Source organism: Zhongshania guokunii (assembly GCF_040892635.1).
Lineage (GTDB): Bacteria > Pseudomonadota > Gammaproteobacteria > Pseudomonadales > Spongiibacteraceae > Spongiibacter > Spongiibacter guokunii.
Window position 1 is genome coordinate 240,728 of record NZ_JBFRYA010000003.1, and the last position, 16,798, is coordinate 257,525.

The window sequence follows — 16,798 nt, forward strand, 5'->3', positions numbered from 1 at the left end:
CACTACATTCTGAATACGCCAAATTTTGTGTCTTCAATTGGCTTGTTTAAGCTGGCAGACAAGCTCAAGCCCAATACCATGCGGGTGTCGGCGGGGTCGATAACACCGTCGTCCCACAGCCGCGCCGAGGCGTAATATGGGTGGCCCTGCTTTTCGTAGGTGTCGAGAATTGGCTGTTTAAAGGCTTTTTCTTCCTCGGCGGGCCAGTCTTTATCGTCGCGCTCATATTGGTCGCGTTTTATTTGCGCCATAACGCCAGCGGCTTGCTCACCACCCATTACCGAGATGCGCGCATTGGGCCACATAAACATAAAGCGCGGGTCGTAGGCGCGGCCGCACATACCGTAGTTGCCGGCGCCAAAGGAGCCGCCAATAAGTACGGTAAGCTTTGGCACTTTGGCACAGGCAACTGCCATTACCATTTTGGCGCCGTGCTTGGCAATGCCGCCGGCTTCGTATTGCTGGCCGACCATAAAGCCGGTGATGTTCTGCAAGAAGATCAGGGGAATTTTGCGTTGGGCACACAGCTCAATAAAATGCGTGCCTTTCTGCGCAGATTCAGAAAATAGTATGCCGTTATTGGCGATAATACCCACGGGGTAGCCAAATATGCGGGCAAAGCCACAGATTAACGTGGTGCCGTACAGGGCTTTGAATTCGTCAAAGTCAGAGGCATCCACAATGCGAGCGATAATTTCGCGCACGTCATAGGGTTTGCGACTGTCTTTAGGCACAATGCCGTAAATGTCTTTGGCGGGGTAGGCGGGTTCTTCGCTGGGCGCAATGTCGAGTTCAATTGGTTTGCGGCGATTTAAACGTTTTACGGCATTGCGCGCCAATTGCAGCGCGTGGTGATCGTTTTGGGCGTAGTGATCGGCAACCCCTGAGGTGCGGCAGTGAACATCGGCGCCGCCGAGGTCTTCGGCACTAACCACTTCACCTGTGGCGGCTTTTACCAGTGGCGGGCCGGCAAGAAAGATGGTGCCTTGTTCGCGCACTATAATGGATTCGTCGGCCATCGCCGGAATGTAAGCGCCACCTGCCGTGCAGCTGCCCATGACCACCGCGATTTGAGGAATGCCCATGGCCGACATATTGGCCTGATTAAAAAAGAAGCGGCCAAAGTGTTCGCGGTCTGGGAATACTTCGTCTTGGCGGGGTAGATTGGCGCCGCCTGAGTCGACCAAATAAATACAGGGTAAGAAGTTTTCTTGGGCGATGCTTTGGGCGCGTAAATGCTTCTTCACTGTAAGGGGGAAATAGCTGCCGCCTTTAACTGTGGCGTCGTTGGCGATAATCATGCATTCCTGCCCGCAGACGCGGCCAATGCCGGTAATGATGCCCGCCGCGGCGAGTTCTTCTTCGTAAACTTCGTAAGCAGCTAATTGCGATAATTCTAGAAAGGGCGTGCCGACATCGACAAGAGCACTGATTCTTTCCCTTGGCAGTAACTTGCCGCGCTCGGTATGGCGGCGCTGAGATTTTTCACCGCCGCCGCGGCTGATTTTGGTCACAATGTTTTTGAGGTCGTCGACCTGCGCTTGCATGTGCTCGGTGTTTTCGAGAAAACCGGCATCGCGGGGATTAATTGTCGATTTCAGTACGGTCATGGTGGCTGCCTGTATTTCGTTTTATATGGGTCAAAATACTGTTATTCATATTCTCGCTAGGGCGAGAACGTGTTTTGTTAAGGCCACCACACCGTGTTTTTGTTTTTAGGGTGGCCCGTATTTAAAATCGCAGTGGCTAGATTTATACAGTCTCTTTAAACAGTTCGCGGCCGATTAACATGCGGCGAATCTCTGAGGTGCCGGCGCCAATTTCATAGAGTTTGGCGTCGCGCAGTAAACGGCCGGTGGGAAATTCATTGGTGTAACCATTGCCGCCGAGAGTTTGAATCGCTTGTAGCGCCATTTGTGTGGCTTTTTCGGCTGCGTAAAGAATTACCCCAGCGGCATCTTTGCGACTGGCTTCGCCGCGATCACAGGCGCGGGCTACCGCGTATAAATAGGCGCGGCTGGCATTGAGTTCGGTATACATATCGGCGAGCTTGCCCTGCATGAGCTGGAATTCACCAATGCTTTGGCCAAACTGTTTGCGGTCGTGTAAATAGGGCACCACCACGTCCATGCAGGCCTGCATAATGCCAGTAGGACCACCAGACAAAACCGTGCGCTCAAAGTCCAGACCACTCATTAAAACTTTAACGCCTTCGCCTTCTTTACCAAGAATGTTTTCTGCGGGCACTTTGCAGTTATCAAACACCAGTTCGCAGGTGTTGGAGCCGCGCATACCGAGTTTGTCGAGCTTGGGTGAGCGGCTAAAGCCGGGGTAGTCGCGCTCTACTATGAATGCCGTCATGCCACGCGGGCCGGCATTGATATCGGTCTTGGCATAAATCACGTAGGTGTTGGCGTCGGGGCCGTTGGTGATCCACATTTTATTGCCGTTAAGCACATAGTGATCGCCCTGCTTGTCGGCTCTCAGTTTCATACTAACCACGTCGGAACCGGCATTGGGCTCAGACATCGCCAAGGCGCCAATGTGTTCGCCGGAGCACAGTTTGGGCAGGTATTTTTCTTTTTGGGCTTGGTTGCCATTTTTATAAATCTGGTTAACGCACAGATTGGAGTGCGCGCCGTAGGACAGGCCCACCGAGGCGGAGGCGCGGCTGATTTCTTCCATGGCAATAACGTGGGCCAAATAGCCCATGTCGCTGCCGCCAAACTCTTCGCTAACGGTAATGCCCAATAGCCCCATGTCGCCCATTTTGCGCCACAAATCCATTGGGAAGGCATTATCTTTGTCGATGCTTTCGGCGCGGGGGGCTATCTCGGCCTGCGCAAATTGGTAGGTGGCGTCGCGCAACATGTCGATTTCTTCGCCAAGGCCAAAATTAAGAGAGGGGTAGCTAGAACTCATGGGAATCACCTGTGTGTTTGCGTTATTAAATTATGTGGCCGTTTAATGCTGTGTTTATGCGGTTTTACTGGGCTTTTTTTGCATGTCGTTAAGTGCCTCGACACAGCGTTCTTCGGCTTGGTCTAACTCCGAGATCATGTCGTTGAGGTCTTGAAGCTGCTGCCGCAATTGCTCTTTTATTAAGCGCCGGCGCTCGCGAATTTTGTCGATTAATTTAATGAGCTGGGGGCTGTTGTCATGCTCTGGGTGGTACATCTCGATAATGTCTTTGCTGTCTTCGAGGGACAAGCCCAGCCGTTTACCGCGCAGAATGAGCTTTAGTTTGATGCGATCGGCGGCGCTATAAATGCGTGTTTGGCCTTTGCGCTCGGGGTTGAGCAGGCCTTTCTCTTCGTAAAAGCGAATAGTGCGGGTAGTGATGTCAAAGTCCGAGGCAAGATCGGAAATGCTGTAGCGTCGGTTTGGCATAGGGTCTAGTTCGCAGAATTAATTTAGCGAACACTTTACTTCTAGTTTACGTTAACGTCAACTGTGGGTTGAATCCAGTGGCTAAGTGGTTTGGCTGTTTAGTGCGCAGCTAAATTTATCTGTCAGGATTAGTATGTTGCTGCTTGGATAAAGCAAACAAGATAATTGCCCGCTAATTACGGTATAATGGTCGATCCAACTCCGGTTTATTGTCAACAAAGTACATAAGCTCGCAAGGGTGGACACTTTGCCGCTAGCTTAACTTTGTAAGGATCCTATTGTAATGCAAGATAAAATTACCCTCGTACTTGATTACCTGAACGAAAACCAGACCCGTTGCAGCAATAATGCAGCCGCTAAAGCATTAGGTATTACCGCTCCCGAGCTGAAAAAATTACTGGGTAAGCGCAGACCGGAAACTTCTTGGCTTGTTAATGCCGGCACCGGCGAGCCAGCAGGCTACTCGGCAGAAGAAAAGCACGACGAGCTGTACCGTGTTAGCCGTATTATTAAATCTGCAGAAGTATTGACGCGCAATCTCGATTTATAGGGGGTTACGCTGCTGTCCGGTGCGCTGAACTCTTTCTAGCTAAGTCAGCGACCGTCTGGTATTGCCACGTCTAATCCTAGTAAATCAATCGCCACGGCTTCTGCCACTTTGATGCCGTCGATACCCGCAGATAAAATCCCCCCCGCATAGCCAGCGCCTTCACCGGCTGGGTAGAGACCCTTGGTATTCAGGTTTTGGTAATCGCGACCACGTTTGATACAGATCGGCGACGATGTGCGGGTTTCGATGCCGGTGAGAATCGCATCGTTCATTGCAAAGCCTTTGATTTGCTTGTCAAAAGCGGGAATCGCCTCGCGAATAGCGGCATTGGCAAAGTCGGGCAGGGCCAAGCTTAAGTCGCCAAGGCTCACGCCGGGTTTGTAAGAGGGCACTACCTTGCCGAGTTCGCTTGAGGGTGTGTTGCGCAGGTAGTCGCCAACGAGCTGGGCGGGGGCATTGTAGTTTTCGCCACCCAGTTGGTAGGCTAAGCTTTCGAGCTGACGCTGTAAGTCGATACCCGCGAGCACATGCTCGGGATAGTCTTTTTCAGGCTCAATACCGACCACAATGGCTGAATTGGCATTGCGCTCGTTGCGGGAATATTGCGACATGCCGTTGGTCACCACTCGGCCTTCTTCTGAGGTGGCGGCGACCACTGTGCCGCCGGGGCACATGCAGAAACTGTAAACGCTGCGGCCGTTTTTGCAGTGGTGAACCAGTTTGTAATCGGCGGCGCCGAGGATTGGGTTGCCAGCATTGTCGCCAAAGCGGGCTGCGTCGATTACCGATTGCGGGTGCTCAATGCGAAAGCCGATGGAAAAGGGCTTGGCTTCGAGGTAAACCCCTTGCGCTAGCAGCATTTCAAAGGTGTCGCGGGCGCTGTGGCCCACCGCCAGAATAATATGGCGGCTGGCGAGGTGGCTGCCATCGGCAAGCGTGACGCCAGTTACTTTGCCAAGTTCGCCATTGTCTGATTCGCGATGTAGGATTTCGACCTTGCTATTAAAGCGAATTTCACCGCCAAGGCGGGTAATTTCAGCGCGGATATTCTCCACCATTTTCACCAGCTTAAAGGTGCCGATGTGGGGCTTGCTGACCATCAGGATTTCTTCAGGGGCGCCGGCCTTAACAAATTCGATCATGACTTTGCGGCCGAGAAAACGACGGTCCTTAACTTGGCTGTAGAGCTTGCCGTCGGAGAAGGTCCCCGCGCCGCCCTCGCCGTACTGCACATTCGACTCGGTGTTGAGCTTGCGCTCGCGCCATAGCCCCCAAGTGTCTTTGGTCCGCTGCCGAACGTCTTGGCCGCGGTCGAGTACAATCGGTTTTAAGCCCATTTGCGCCAACACCAGTGCCGCTAAAATACCGCAGGGGCCAAAGCCAATCACTATTGGCCGCTGTAGTTCGGGGCTGGGGAAGTCTGTAGGGGCTTGGCCTAGAAATTGGTAGTTGGTATTGGGGCTGGGGCGAACAAACCCTTTGCCAGCAAACTGCGCCAGTACCCGCTGCTCCGTCTCGTCGCTCAGCTCGATATCCAACAGGTAAATTAGCAGGATGTTGTGCTTTTTCCTGGCATCGTAACTGCGTTTAAAAATATGAATATTCAGCAGTTCTGAATCAGCTAGGGCCAGTTTAGTGAGTGCGGCACTGCGCAAATCGGCGTCGCTGTGATTAAGAGGCAGTTTGATGTCGGTGAGTCTGAGCATGAACAGGGTGTATTTCCGATTTGGTCTTTAAGTGCGGGATTTTATCATGATTGTGGGTTGGGGTTGCGCGCAGTTATTAGCAAGCCAAGCCAGCGCTATAGCCCGACGACCACGCCCACTGAAAATTGAAGCCGCCTAAATGGCCGGTTACGTCTAAAACCTCGCCGATAAAGTAGAGGCCAGCTTGGGATTTTACTTCCATGGTTTTGGAGCTAATAGCCGCGGTGTCAACGCCGCCACGGGTGACTTCGGCGGTGCGGTAGCCCTCGGTTGCCGAGGGTTTAAGGCGCCAGTGCTGGAGCTTTTCGGCAATGGCGGCGAGTTGTTTGTCGCTAAAGCTGGCCAGCGTTAGTTCTGCGCTGTCTGGCCACCACAGGGTTTGCAGTTCGGCGACGAGTCCCTTCGACAGCTGTTGCGCTAGCACTGTTCGCAATAAGCTCTTGCTCTGTTGCTGCTTGGCGCTGTGCAGCCAGTCGGCGATATCAAGCTGGGGGAGCAGATTAACCACAATCTCGCTGCCCGGATTCCAGTAATTGGATATCTGCAGTATGGCTGGACCGCTAATGCCGCGATGGGTAAACAGCATATTCTCGGTGAATTGGCGCTTATTGCAGCTTACCTCGACTTCTAGCGCCAGACCGGCGAGGCGTTCGCAGAGGGGCTTCATGGCGTCGCTGAACATAAAAGGCACAAGTCCCGCTTGGCGCTCGGTAAGGGCAATGCCGAATTGCTTGGCGATGTCGTAGCCTAAGCCGCTGCCGCCGAGGCTGGGAATCGAGAGCGCGCCGGTGGCGACCACCAGTGAATGGCACTCTAGTTTCAGTGGAGTTTGGCCTTGGTGTAGCGTTATTTGGTAGCGGCTGCGCTGGTTCTCTTGCGCATGTTTGTCTGAGTGCGCTTGTTCAGGTAATGCCGATATTTTATCAATAGTGCAGTGACTGCGGATTTCGGCGCCGGCCTGAGCACATTCGTCGAGGAGCATATTAAGGATGTCTTTGGCGGAGTCGAGGCAAAATAGCTGGCTGTGTTTACGCTCCTCATAGGCAATGCCGTAGCGCTCAACCATGCCGATAAAGTCCCACTGGGTATAGCGGGTGAGTGCGGCCTTGCAGAAATGCGGATTGGCAGAGATAAAGTTGTCTGCCTCCACAAAGTGATTAGTGAAATTGCAGCGGCCGCCGCCAGACATTAGGATTTTCTTTCCCACTTTATTGGCTTTTTCTAAAACCAATACCCGTCGTCCGCGCTGGGCGGCGGTGAGTGCGCACATTAGCCCTGATGCACCGGCACCAAGAATGATTACGTCGAAGTGGTTTGCGCCAAATTGCACGGTAGGGGTGTCACTTTTACTGAGGGTATTTGGCGCGCAGTATACCGACAAATCTTTGCGCTGACATAGGCTGGTATTTGGGCGCACCATCGCTATACTGCGTGGCTGCCGAACAGCGGGGCTGTTATTTTAAAAAAATGTGTTGCCTGCGCTAAGCTGGTGCAAATTTTGCTAGGAAAACCCCAGTCATTTTCGTTCTTGGCATTTCAGCAAGTTCAAGTGATATCCATTACCTAATATTGTATAAGGCGAGGTCACCTTAATGAGTCGCAATCAAGCGCGCGTTCAAGCTATTTCCCAGATTACTAATCGTACGCCTAAAGCCGTTACGATGCCTGAGCCCCTCGGTAAAATCTGGGCAAGCGATGTTTTTAATCTTGCAAAGATGGAGCAGTGTCTTTCTAAGAATGCTTTTAAGGCGATGAAAAAGGCCGTGCAAACGGGGGCGCCGCTTGATGCCGCAACAGCTGATGTGGTTGCTGCTGCCATGAAGGATTGGGCGCTGGGCAAGGGCGTTAAGTTCTTCTCTCACATTTTCTACCCAATGACCAATGCCACTGCTGAGAAGCACGATGGTTTTATTATTGCCAATTCTGATGGTCATGCGATTACTGAATTCACTGGTAGTTTGCTGATTAAGGGTGAGCCAGACGGCTCTTCTTTCCCTAACGGTAGTCTGCGGATGACCAATGCTGCGCGTGGTTACACGGCCTGGGATCCAACCAGTCCCGCTTATATCATGCACACCGATAACGGCTCTACCTTGATGATTCCAAGCGTATTTATGAGCTGGACAGGTGAAGCGCTGGACAAAAAAATCCCACTGCTGCGCTCTAATACTGCAATGGATAAGGCCGGTCAGCGAGTATTGTCGCTGATGGGTGAGGCCGAGGTTGCCACCTTGAATTCTAGCTGTGGCGCTGAGCAAGAATACTTCCTGATCGATGCTAATTTTGCTGCTAGCCGCCCAGACCTTACCCTAGCTGGCCGCACTTTGTTTGGCGCTTCGCCAGCCAAAGGGCAGCAATTTGACGACCATTATTTTGGTGCGATCCCTGAGCGCGTTCAGGTCTTCATGCAAGATTTGGAAGACAAACTATACAAATTGGGTATCCCAGCAAAAACCCACCACAACGAAGTGGCACCAGGTCAGTTTGAAATCGCGCCCTATTATGAGGCAGCGAATATCGCTTCTGATCACCAACAAATGCTGATGACGCTGTTAAAGATCACTGCCAAGCGTCATGGCTTTGTATGTTTGCTTCACGAGAAGCCATTTGCTGGCGTAAACGGCTCTGGTAAGCACGTAAACTGGTCGGTAGGTAACGCAACCCAGGGAAATTTACTGGATCCAGGTAGCACCCCTCACGACAATATCAACTTCCTGCTCTTTTGTGGTGCGGTAATTCGTGGCGTGCACCTTTATGGACCGCTTTTGCGCGCTGTTATTGCTTCTGCGTCCAACGATCACCGTCTGGGAGCGAATGAAGCACCCCCAGCCATTTTGTCGGTGTACTTGGGTGACCAGCTGGAAGGTGTCTTTAACGACATCAAAGAAGGCAAATTGCTGAAGTCTGAATTGGGCGGCTTTATGGATCTAGGTCTGAGCCAGATTCTCAAGTTTGAGCGCGATCCTGGCGACCGTAACCGCACTTCACCGTTTGCCTTTACTGGCAACCGCTTTGAATTCCGCGCAGTGGGCTCTTCTGCTTCTGTGTCTGGTCCGTTAGTTGCGATGAACACCATGCTGGCCGACTCCTTAAACTGGATTGCTGACAAGCTAGAAGTTGAATTAGCTACTGGCACGAGCAAGCCTGAAGCGGCGATCAAAGTGCTTAAAGAACTTATGGAAGCGCACAGCAATGTTATCTTTGGTGGCGATGGCTACTCCGCCGAGTGGCATCGAGCGGCGGTTGAGGATCGCGGTCTGAAAAATCTGCCTACTACCGCAGATGCGCTGCCATACTTGCGTGATGAGGCGATTGTTAAACTGTTCTCTAGCACTGGCGTATTCACTCCAGTAGAGTTGGAAAGCCGCTTTGAGGTGTATTCTGAACAGTACTTGTTGTCTATCGAGGTCGAGGCTAAGTTGGTTGTTGATATGGCCACTACTAGCATTTACCCAGCAGCAATTGAGTATTTGTCGCAGTTGGCGTCAACTAGCTCGGCAATGGCTGCGTTGAGTATTACTTTAGATAACAGCGTGGCTGCAGCGGTAGCAAGCGAAGCGAATGCGATGATGACCGCAGTGTCTACGCTGAATACTGCCTTGGCTGTTCACGACTTTGCCTCTACTGAGGAGCACATGCAGTACGCGGCAGGCACTTTGCGCAGTTTGATGCTGGAAGTGCGTGGCCATGCTGATGCGCTGGAAGCCTTGGTTGCCGACGATTTGTGGCCTATGCCTAAGTACTCGGAAATGTTGTTCATTAGATAGGTTTGAGCTGGCGCGATGCGCCGGCTAATTTTTATCTACGCCTAATAGCCCTCTTTGTTGAGGGCTTTTTGCTATCTAACAGATAAGTTTTTGGCTGCGATGCGTCAGTGCGCCGGCGTTATTTTAGTGGAGTAGCTGAATAAAGTGCGGATGGTGTCTGCCCGCAATGGCATTTGCACCATTTCGCCTTTTTGCCACAGCGGCCATTGATCGAGAAAACAAGCAGAGCCTGGGTCGCCATCTTGGCCTCCTAGCAGCACAAACCAATTGCTGTCGAGATCGCTCATGTCGCAAAGGTGGCGGGCATTGGAGCTCATTCGCACATAATGTTTGCCCTTGGCGAAGCCGTGGGCGGACTTCATGATGGTTTCGTTGGCGCCAGCAATGGGCTCGTCGGCGAAGCGCCAGCGCCGTCCAACTAAGGGCAGGGCCGCAAGTGGGTGGGCTAGTTTCACGCGGTGAATATTTCCCCAGCGCCCAAACTTTTCGGTGTCGGCTGCTGCTTTACTAAAGGCTTGGTCGATGGCTGCACGGAGTTTACTTTCTGGCTGTTTTGCAAGCTCGGCGCGGAGTAGGCCGCGGGGATCCCAGTTGGCGGTGAATACCGCGAGTGAGTCTTCGCCGTGCAGGGCAATAGCAAAGTGATAGAGGCTGAGTTCAAAAAACAGCGCGCCTCGGCTGTCGGTATTATAAATCCCATCCCAAGCTAGCAAGGGCTTGAGCTTGTCGTCGCTAGGCTCCGACGCCAGCGCAAGCATAGCATCGCGTAATGGTAGCGCCGTTGGGCTACTCACATCTTGAGATATATTCCATAGGGCGCTGGCCGGTGCGTCGCCACCGAGTATTTGGCGCAGGCGCTGGATGCGGTCATCGGGCGAGTAGAAATTGCTGATTAAATAAGGACTTTCTTCGCTGGGGCGGTTATTTGCGGAAGCGACAAAGCCCTCAACGGGGTTGTAGCTGTGGGGAAGTCCAGAACTAGTGATTTTAGTTTGCCAAAAGCGAAGCTCGCTGCGGGCTAGAATCATGTCTTTGCTGGGAGTGGCGGGGCGTGCGGGTAAATGCGCGGCCATGACTTGGCCAATATTGCCGCTGGTGTCGGCGTACAGCATATTTTGACCAGCTACCGCAAAGCTTTCTAGGGCGTTGTGAAACTCCGTAAAGTTGCTTGCTCTGGCGGCGCCGAGCAGGGCGCTTATTTCGTCGCTGGGGTCGTGGCCAACCCAGCGCATCGCGAAACGCGGTTTTGGCTTGACGGAATTTAGCGATGATTTATTACCGCCAAACATCGGCGCGTCAGACAGAATTGGCCCCCAATCGCTCTCGTTAATTATTAGTTTCTGGTCGCGGCCCCAGCGCACTTTGATGTGCTCTTCGCGTTGGCGTATTGCAGTTTCGGGAAGGTCGCTAATATCAAATAAATCACTCGAGGTAGCGTGCATAGACGTGCCTCCCCATGCGATGTCTGGGCTGCGACCAACCATTATGGCGGGCATGCCCGGTAGCATAAAACCGGCGACTTTCATGGTGGGGCAGTGTACACCAGCCATTAACCATAAATTGGGTAGCGTGATGGGTAAGTGTGGATCGCCAGCTAATATTGGCGCGCCGTTGCCGCTGAGCTTGGGGCTTATTGCCATTGAGTTTGAGCCGCCGGGTCTGCCAAAGTGGTCGCTGAGCCAATCGATGGTGTTGTCGTTGTTGTGATGGCCTGGAATGGGTGGTCCACCATTATGCTGCATTAGGCTTTGCCAAATAGTGGGCCAGTCACTGCGCTCTCGCAGTGGCAGTAAATTGGTCCACACTTTCCAGGTGAAGTCTGCGCAACTTAAGCGGCTCAGGCTCAGTACGTCGGCGACGCTCCAGTGCTCAGCTTTCACGCCGAGAATAGCGAGTTCCTCGGGTTGGCGCTGCTCTTCTTGATTGACATGGTCAATGACATGATTGATGCCGGCCACAAAGCCCTCTAGCCAGTTCTGCGTGCTTGCTGGTAATGCGGCGAGGTTGGCGGGGGTGCTGCGGCAAAAATCCAATATGCGCAATGTGTGGTCGATGTCGATAGCCGCTGGCCCCAAAAACTCCGCCATTCGCCCTTGACTAATTTGGCGTAAAAAGGTGATTTGGCTGAGTCGAAGGTGGGCGTGAACCATGCCCAATCCTGTTGCAGCGTCACGTTCGGAGTCCGCAAAAATATATGGAACCATTTGTGCGTTCCAGCGTATTTCAATTTTCGCGGTGAGCGGTGCATTTTCTAGAGGCAGTTCCGTGAGTCTTTGCGCTAGCGTGTGCGGACGTCGCGGTGCAAATAGATGGCCGCAGCCTATTTTTGCGAGCAGGGCGAATATGCCTGGGATGTGGCTTGCTTTCATGGCGCTCCTAGCGAGAAAATTATCCTATTGGTGTGACATAGCAATTTGATTGAGAGGTTTGGAAGCCATCATAGCAGCATATATTTGTGCTCTATTTTTAATGTTTGATTTTGTGATTTACTTGGCTATTTGTGGGTAGTTTGTGAATTAGTGGCTCGGCTTACGTTAATTGGCTTGTCGGGTTTGTTATGGCTGTGCATGGTGTTGAGTACATGCTTTAAAAAACTGAGTGGCGAGGTGTCGCTGTGCAGGGGGCTGGGGTGTAACATAGGGCCATCATTCACTATTTATTTAAAGGATAGCGGTATTCATGCGTCGAACTAAGATTGTGGCCACGGTCGGACCCGCTTGTGACTCTCGGGAAATACTTGCCGAGATGATTGGCGCCGGGGTGAATGTATTTCGATTAAATTTTTCCCATGGCAGCGCTGATGAACACCGTGCACGGGCGTTATTGATTCGTGAGTTAGCAGCTGAAGCCAAGTGTTTTGTCGGCCTGTTGGGCGATTTGCAAGGCCCTAAAATCCGCTTGCGTAAATTAGCGGTTGATCCAATTGTATTGAAAAAAGGCACTGAGCTGATACTTGATACCGAATTGGCCGACGGCGAAGGCAGCGAACATCATTTGGGTGTCGATTACGAGCCCTTGGCGCGCTCGGTAAGTGCTGGCGACACTTTGTTACTGGATGACGGTCGTTTGCGCTTAATGGTTGATCGGGTTGTTGGCGAAAAGGTCTACTGTCGCTCAGAAAGTGTTGGTAATTTGCATTCGCGCAAAGGTATTAATCGCCTTGGTGGTGGTTTGTCGGCGCCTGCCTTGACCGAAAAGGATCTCGAGGATATTAAGCTTGCTGCCGATATTGGCCTCGATTTTATTGCGGTGTCGTTTCCTAGCAGCGCTGCCGATATTATTGATGCTCGCCAAAAGCTAGAAGCGGCGGGTTGTTTTGCGCATATTATCGGTAAAATCGAGCGCGCTGAGGCGGTGGCAAATGACGAACACCTTGATGAGTTAATTCGGGCTTGCGATGGCGTGATGGTGGCGCGGGGTGATTTAGGGGTAGAGATCGGTGATGCGAGTCTCATCGGCTTGCAAAAGCATATTATAAAGCGCTCACGCGTATTGAACCGACCAGTAATTACCGCAACCCAGATGATGGAATCGATGATCAGCTGCCCTGTGCCGACTCGCGCCGAAGTGTTCGACGTTGCGAATGCGGTATTGGACGGAACCGACGCAGTGATGTTGTCGGCGGAAACCGCGTCGGGGATGTACCCAGTCGAAACGGTGAAAGCTATGGCGCGCAATTGTGAGGGTGCAGAGCAATACCCATCGGCTCGGAAATCCAGCTATCGAATTGAGCGTAAGTTTGATTCAGTGGAAGAAACCTTGGCGATGAGTGCAGTTTACGCGGCGAATCATCAGGTCGGTGTGAAAGCGATTGTGTCGATGACCGAAACCGGCCGCACGGTGCTGCTAATGTCGCGCTTGACCTCTGGGATCCCAATTTTTGCTTTTAGCCGAAACCCGGCTACGTGCAACCGAGTAAGCTTATATCGTGGCGTGTACGCAGTATCGAGCCCAGCTAACGGCATTGAAATTAGCGGTTGTGTTGAAAAGATCCAAGCTAAAGGGCATGTGGTTGCCGGTGATTTGATCTTGGGTACTACTGGCGACGAGGTCGGTGTCGACGGTCACACCAACACCCTAAAAATAGTGCGGGTGAGTTAATAGAGTAAAGTCTTTGTAGACCGGCCGGTAGTGCTGTTTCTTGGCTTTCTAGCGTACCGCGGCTAATGCTGTGGGTACTTCGAAGCCCCAGGGGCAGTGCGCTAGCTTGGTGTTAGTGCTTGATTCGAGCAGCGTCGTTAATAGTAGAGTGCTGAGGCTAGTCCACGCAGCACGCGCCTCACCGCTAAATTCATCTCCCAATGCCATTTCTAGGGTTTCTAGTAATGCTTGATTAAAGTGCTTGAACTGCGTGGCGCTAATGCCTTGCGTTGTATAGCGGCGCCCCAAACTACTGACCACCACTTTTAATCCATCAATATTGTGTAAAGACCGCACTGCTGTGCCGAGTAGGGCATTGAGTTTGCGGCCTTTGTAGTCAGATCGGCTATCGAAATGGCGGCTCAGCTCGGGTGATAATTGAAATAGTCGTAGATAAAAGACTCTAGCAAAGGGGCGGCTAATGGCGGTCACCGTCAAGAAATCACGTTGAATAATACTGATCTGCTGTGGGGTCATGGCTAGCGCCTCAAGGTCGCGTATCGATGCCGGAATAAACTTCGCTGTCATTACTGCTATGGTTTTAATCTAGCTGATTTTTCGATCTTTGATTATTAGAGGTATCCGAGGGCGATATAGTTAATTACCGCAATGGCGGTTGTCTATCAGCTTATAACTAGATCTTGTTGAGCAGTGTTAATGCTCCGAGCTTCAGTTTAGTCTTGTAGACACTGCAAACTTGGTCGACACTAAAAATGTGGTATTGATCGATAAAATAAGGATAAAAATTATGGTGAACAACAAACCAATAGTGGCTATTTTAGGTGGTACCGGCGGGCTTGGTACAGGCTTGGCCCGGCGTTGGGCGGAGGCCGGTTATCAAATTATTATAGGGTCGCGCACTCAAGACAAAGCTGAGCTAGCGGCAAGTGAATTGCGTGATCTAATGCAGGAGCGCGGCGTAGGGTCGGTTCAAGTTTTGGCGATGGATAACATCGCAGCAGCCACTGCTGCCGAGATCGTGGCGCTCACTGTGCCTTTTGCGCATCACACAAGTACCCTGTTGAGCGTTAAAAATGCGCTGCAAGGCAAAATTTTGATCGACGTAACGGTACCCTTAATCCCCCCTAAGGTTGCCCGAGTGCAATTGCCAGCAGACGGCTCTGCAGGGCAAATCGCACAAAATATATTGGGCGAAGGGGTTCGGGTGGTGTCGGCTTTTCAAAATGTGGCAGCAGTGCATTTACAAGAAGGGCAGGGTATGGATTGCGATGTCCTTGTTTGTGGTGACAATAAAGAAGCTCGCGCTCAGGTGATTGAGTTGGTCGAGGCCGCGGGTTTGCGCGGTCTACATGCGGGGAGTATTGCTAATGCAGCGGCAGTAGAAGCGATGACATCCTTACTGATCTTTATAAATAAACAGTACAAATGCCATGCGGGGATCAAGGTTACCGGCATGGAGAACTCATGAGTACTGCGCATAACGCCATGACGCTGTATGCAGTACCGAGTATTCCCATGATTGAGCCGGGGGATGATCTGGCGCAGATACTGGTGATGGCCCTGGATGCTGCGGGCCTGCCCTTGCAAGACGGCGATTTGCTGGTGTTGGCGCAAAAAATAGTGTCCAAAGCAGAGGGGCGCTATGTCTACCTAAATGGGGTGGAGCCTAGCGCGGAGGCGATTACCTTGGCGGCAAGCTGCGACAAAGATCCCCGTCATATGGAAGTTTTATTGGGGGAGTCACAGGCGGTGTTGCGCCAGCGGCCGGGGGTGGTCATTGTTGAGCACAAATTAGGTTATGTGCATGCTAATGCTGGGATTGACCGTTCAAACATTGCATACGACCCAGAGAACCCGCGATTATTACTTCTTCCGGAAAACCCCGATGCCAGTGCTAAGGCTTTGCGCGCCGCCTTGTATGTAAAAACGGGGATACAGGCTAATATTATTATTAATGACAGCGCTGGCCGAGCGTGGCGAAATGGCACGGTAGGTTTCGCTATTGCCACGGCGGGTTTTGACGCACTGGAAAATCGAATCGGGGAGCGCGATCTGTTTGGCCGCGCGCTAGAAGTAACTGAAGTTGCAGTGGCTGATGAATTAGCGGCGGCTGCGTCATTTATGATGGGTCAAGGTGATGAAGCAATACCGCTGGTGTTAATTCGTGGTGCGAATTTACGTTCCTCTGCGGCTGGCTCGGCTTCATTAATTCGTGATCGCGAAAAGGATATGTTCCGTTAATGTACGCATCTTTAACTACAGAGTCGCCTTATACCGGACAAGTACTTGCCTTGACTGGTGGTGTTGGTGGCGCCAAATTGGCGCGGGGGCTTGCTGGTGTTTTATCCGGTGCTCAGTTAACAATTGCCGCGAATACGGCTGATGATTTTGATTACTGGGGGCTGCGAATTTGTCCCGATCTCGACTCGGTTATGTACGCATTGGCAGACCTAAATGACGAGGAGCGCGGCTGGGGCTTAAAGGACGAAAGTTGGCGGACCCGCATAGCAATGCGCCGACTGGGTGGTGACGAGTGGTTTCAAATTGGGGATCAGGATGTTGCTACTCATATTCTGCGCACACAACTGTTGGCTAAAGGCGATAGTTTGGCCGCGGTAACTGAAAAACTGTGCTGCGGTTTGGGCATTCCTCACACTCTGCTGCCGATGACGGAAGGCAGGGTGGCTACCAAGGTCATTACCGATCAGGGGTGCTTGGAGTTTCAAGAGTATTTTGTTCGCGATAAGTGCGAGCCTGAGGTTCGGGGGGTACTATTTGATGGACTAGAGTCTGCGCAACTGCATCCCAAATTAGCCGCGCTGCTGGCAGATGATACGCTGAGCGCGATTATTATTTGCCCCTCTAATCCCTTTGTAAGCGTTGACCCCATTTTGGCCTTATCGGGCTGTCGTGAATTATTGAAAGCAGCCAAGGCGCCGGTTGTTGCGGTGTCGCCAATCATTGCTGGGCGCGCAGTGAAAGGTCCAGCTGCAAAAATGATGCGCGAGCTGGCGATGCCCGCCACCGCATCGGCAGTAGCAGCTTATTACGGTGACGTAATTGATGGCTATGTTTTAGATGATTTAGACGCGAGCTATGCCGACGAAGTGGCGGCAATGGGCTTAGATACCTGTGTAAGCCAGACAATGATGAGTGATGTTGCTAGTAAAACCCAGTTGGCTGAGACAATATTAGACTTCGCTAGCCGAATTACGAAGAAAAAATAACAAGGCTTTGGCGAATTTAATATAACAATAATCATTCATAAGAAGCGTAGCGAAATT

At 51.9% G+C, this 16,798-nt stretch carries 13 protein-coding genes; 6 read left to right on the forward strand and 7 right to left on the reverse strand.

What is annotated here, in order from left to right; all coding sequences use genetic code 11:
- Positions 1–2 precede the first annotated feature (2 nt).
- The 3 genes from AB4876_RS05230 to AB4876_RS05240 all read right to left on the reverse strand — a co-directional run bounded on the left by AB4876_RS05230 (position 3) and on the right by AB4876_RS05240 (position 3,390).
- Positions 3–1,610, reverse strand: coding sequence for a carboxyl transferase domain-containing protein (locus AB4876_RS05230; RefSeq protein WP_368380592.1), 1,608 nt, complete (start codon positions 1,608–1,610; stop codon positions 3–5).
- A 142-nt stretch (positions 1,611–1,752) separates the two neighbouring features.
- Complete coding sequence (locus AB4876_RS05235; protein ID WP_368380593.1) at positions 1,753–2,922, reverse strand: isovaleryl-CoA dehydrogenase; 1,170 nt, start codon at positions 2,920–2,922, stop codon at positions 1,753–1,755.
- A gap of 54 nt (positions 2,923–2,976) precedes the next feature.
- Entirely contained in the window at positions 2,977–3,390 is a 414-nt protein-coding gene (locus AB4876_RS05240) for a MerR family transcriptional regulator (protein ID WP_368380594.1), read from the reverse strand.
- 283 nt (positions 3,391–3,673) lie between these two features.
- Here AB4876_RS05240 and AB4876_RS05245 point away from each other — a divergent pair, with 283 nt between their 5' ends.
- Positions 3,674–3,940 carry a hypothetical protein gene (locus tag AB4876_RS05245; protein WP_301027274.1) on the forward strand — a complete coding sequence of 89 codons (267 nt, stop codon included), beginning with the start codon at positions 3,674–3,676 and terminating at the stop codon, positions 3,938–3,940.
- A 44-nt stretch (positions 3,941–3,984) separates the two neighbouring features.
- On the opposite strand, the gene AB4876_RS05250 is transcribed toward AB4876_RS05245, so the two are convergent.
- Positions 3,985–5,646: an NAD(P)/FAD-dependent oxidoreductase gene (locus tag AB4876_RS05250; RefSeq protein WP_368380595.1), complete on the reverse strand. Its 1,662-nt coding sequence runs from the start codon at positions 5,644–5,646 to the stop codon at positions 3,985–3,987.
- 76 nt (positions 5,647–5,722) lie between these two features.
- Positions 5,723–6,976 carry a BaiN/RdsA family NAD(P)/FAD-dependent oxidoreductase gene (locus tag AB4876_RS05255; protein WP_368380634.1) on the reverse strand — a complete coding sequence of 418 codons (1,254 nt, stop codon included), beginning with the start codon at positions 6,974–6,976 and terminating at the stop codon, positions 5,723–5,725.
- 262 nt (positions 6,977–7,238) lie between these two features.
- Here AB4876_RS05255 and AB4876_RS05260 point away from each other — a divergent pair, with 262 nt between their 5' ends.
- On the forward strand, positions 7,239–9,413 hold the full coding sequence (locus tag AB4876_RS05260) for a glutamine synthetase III family protein (protein WP_368380596.1): 2,175 nt from the start codon (positions 7,239–7,241) through the stop codon (positions 9,411–9,413).
- 104 nt (positions 9,414–9,517) lie between these two features.
- Here the strand turns inward: AB4876_RS05260 and AB4876_RS05265 are convergent, their stop codons facing one another.
- Positions 9,518–11,782: a penicillin acylase family protein gene (locus AB4876_RS05265; RefSeq protein WP_368380597.1), complete on the reverse strand. Its 2,265-nt coding sequence runs from the start codon at positions 11,780–11,782 to the stop codon at positions 9,518–9,520.
- Positions 11,783–12,092: 310 nt separating this feature from the next.
- Between AB4876_RS05265 and pyk the strand changes: the two genes are divergently transcribed.
- Positions 12,093–13,514 (forward strand): pyruvate kinase, encoded by a 1,422-nt coding sequence (gene pyk / locus AB4876_RS05270; protein ID WP_368380598.1) that lies wholly within the window; start codon positions 12,093–12,095, stop codon positions 13,512–13,514.
- Between the two features lie 48 nt (positions 13,515–13,562).
- Here the strand turns inward: pyk and AB4876_RS05275 are convergent, their stop codons facing one another.
- The gene (locus tag AB4876_RS05275) at positions 13,563–14,081 is read right to left on the reverse strand and encodes a globin domain-containing protein (protein WP_368380599.1); all 519 of its coding nucleotides are present in this window, start codon (positions 14,079–14,081) and stop codon (positions 13,563–13,565) included.
- A gap of 220 nt (positions 14,082–14,301) precedes the next feature.
- On the opposite strand from AB4876_RS05275, the gene npdG reads away from it, so the two are divergent.
- Genes npdG through cofD form a run of 3 tightly spaced genes read left to right on the forward strand, consistent with a single transcriptional unit; the run spans position 14,302 to position 16,741 of the window.
- Positions 14,302–14,982 carry an NADPH-dependent F420 reductase gene (gene npdG, locus AB4876_RS05280; RefSeq protein ID WP_368380600.1) on the forward strand — a complete coding sequence of 227 codons (681 nt, stop codon included), beginning with the start codon at positions 14,302–14,304 and terminating at the stop codon, positions 14,980–14,982.
- Complete coding sequence (cofE, locus tag AB4876_RS05285; protein WP_368380601.1) at positions 14,979–15,755, forward strand: coenzyme F420-0:L-glutamate ligase; 777 nt, start codon at positions 14,979–14,981, stop codon at positions 15,753–15,755. The genes npdG and cofE overlap by 4 nt, the downstream gene beginning before the upstream one ends.
- A complete protein-coding gene (gene cofD, locus AB4876_RS05290; RefSeq protein ID WP_368380602.1) occupies positions 15,755–16,741 on the forward strand; it encodes a 2-phospho-L-lactate transferase in 987 nt (328 codons plus the stop codon). The genes cofE and cofD overlap by 1 nt, the downstream gene beginning before the upstream one ends.
- The last annotated feature ends 57 nt before the right edge of the window (positions 16,742–16,798 follow it).